This window comes from Lentzea aerocolonigenes (assembly GCF_000955955.1).
GTDB classification, from domain to species: domain Bacteria; phylum Actinomycetota; class Actinomycetes; order Mycobacteriales; family Pseudonocardiaceae; genus Lentzea; species Lentzea aerocolonigenes_A.
Genome location: NZ_JYJG01000522.1, coordinates 1 through 1,659, shown reverse-complemented (window position 1 = coordinate 1,659; position 1,659 = coordinate 1). Strand labels below are relative to the sequence as shown.

Here is a 1,659-nt window from a genome sequence, read left to right as displayed (position 1 = left end):
GTGTGGAGATGAAGCTCAAGGGCGTGAACCTGCATCACGACCTCGGTGCGCTCGGTTCCGCGGTGTCGTCCGACGCGATCGTCCGCCAGTTGCGGATCATGAAGAGCATGGGCGTGAACGCCGTGCGCACGTCGCACAACCCGCCCCCACCGGAGTTCCTGCGGGCGTGCGAGGAGTTGGGCCTGCTGCTGCAAGTCGAGGCGTTCGACATGTGGCACATGTCCAAGACGACGTACGACTACGGCCGGTTCTTCGATGCCAGCAGCAGCGCGGACATCCGCGAGATGGTGCACGCGGCCAAGAACTCGCCGTCCGTGGTGATGTGGTCGATCGGCAACGAGGTCTACGACGTCGGCTACGCCTCGGGCGTGCCGATCGCCCGGCGGCTCATCGCCGACGTTCGGGCCGTGGACACCACGCGCCCGATCGTGATGGGTAGTCACCTGTACCGGCAGGTGCCGGCGGCCGGGTCACCGCAGGACCAGATTCTGCAAATGCTCGACGGACTGGGCGTGAACTACAACAACTCGTCGTCGATCGACGAGCTGCACGCCAAGTACCCCACCAAGTTCTTCTACGAGGGCGAGTCGTCCGCGGCTACCTCGACGCGCGGCTCCTACCAGGACCCCGATCAGCTCAACACCGGTGAGAACCACACGCCGGGCAAGCGGAACACGTCCTCCTACGGCAACAACATGCCGAGGTTCGGCTACAGCGGCGAGTACGGGCTGAAGAAGGGTGGTTCGCCGGCCAGTTCCTGTGGGCGGGCATCGACTACATCGGCGAACCCACGCCCTACGACGTGTTCCCGGTGAAGTCGTCGTATTTCGGTGCAGTGGACACCGCTGGGTTTCCCAAGGACATCTACCACCTCTTCCGCAGTCAGTGGAGCAGTGAGCCGATGGTGCACCTGCTGCCGATGAACTGGACCGGCCACAAGCCCGGTGATCCCGTTTCGGTGTGGGCGTACAGCAACGTCGACACCGTTGAACTGACCCTCAACGGAAAGTCGTTGGGCGAGAGGAAGTTCAACACGAAGACGACCACCTACGGCAAGCGGTACCTGGAGACCGCGGAGGCGAGTGGGGACGACAAGACCGTCACCTCCGGCCCGTTCCCCGGCAGCTACACGAGTCCCAACGGCAGCGCGGGCAAGCTGCACCTGGCGTGGACGGTGCCGTTCCAGCCCGGACGGCTGGTCGCGGTCGCCAGGCGCGGCGGTGTCGAGGTCGCCCGCGACGAGGTCGTGACGGCGGGCGCACCGCACGCGGTCAGGCTGACTCCCGACCGCAACACCACCACGGCCGACGGCAAGTCGCTCACGTTCGTCACCGCCGACGTCGTCGACAGTGCGGGCGTGATCGTGCCAGATGCGGAAAACCTGATCTCGTTCCAGGTCGGTGGCGGCAGTCTGGCGGGGCTGGACAACGGCCGCCAGGAAAGCGCCGAAAACTACCAGGTGAGCTCACGCACCGCGTTCAACGGCAAGGCACTGGCGATGGTCCGGTCCGGGCCGGGTTCCACCGCGATCACGGTCACGGCGCGCGCGGCGGGTCTGCAAACCGGCACCGCGACCATCACGGCCACCGGTGCACCGCACGGCATCGCACCGGCCGCAGGTCCCGTGCCGGGGTCGCCGGCTGTACCGGACGCCGCGGC

General features: G+C 66.6%; 2 protein-coding genes. Both read left to right on the top strand.

The window, feature by feature from the left end:
• Positions 1-815: glycoside hydrolase family 2 TIM barrel-domain containing protein (locus UK23_RS54400; protein WP_330770636.1), on the top strand; the 815-nt coding region annotated here is incomplete at its 5' end.
• The coding region (locus UK23_RS54395) for a DUF4982 domain-containing protein (RefSeq protein ID WP_231114985.1) at positions 812-1,659 on the top strand (848 nt) is incomplete at its 3' end. The genes UK23_RS54400 and UK23_RS54395, both read left to right, overlap by 4 nt.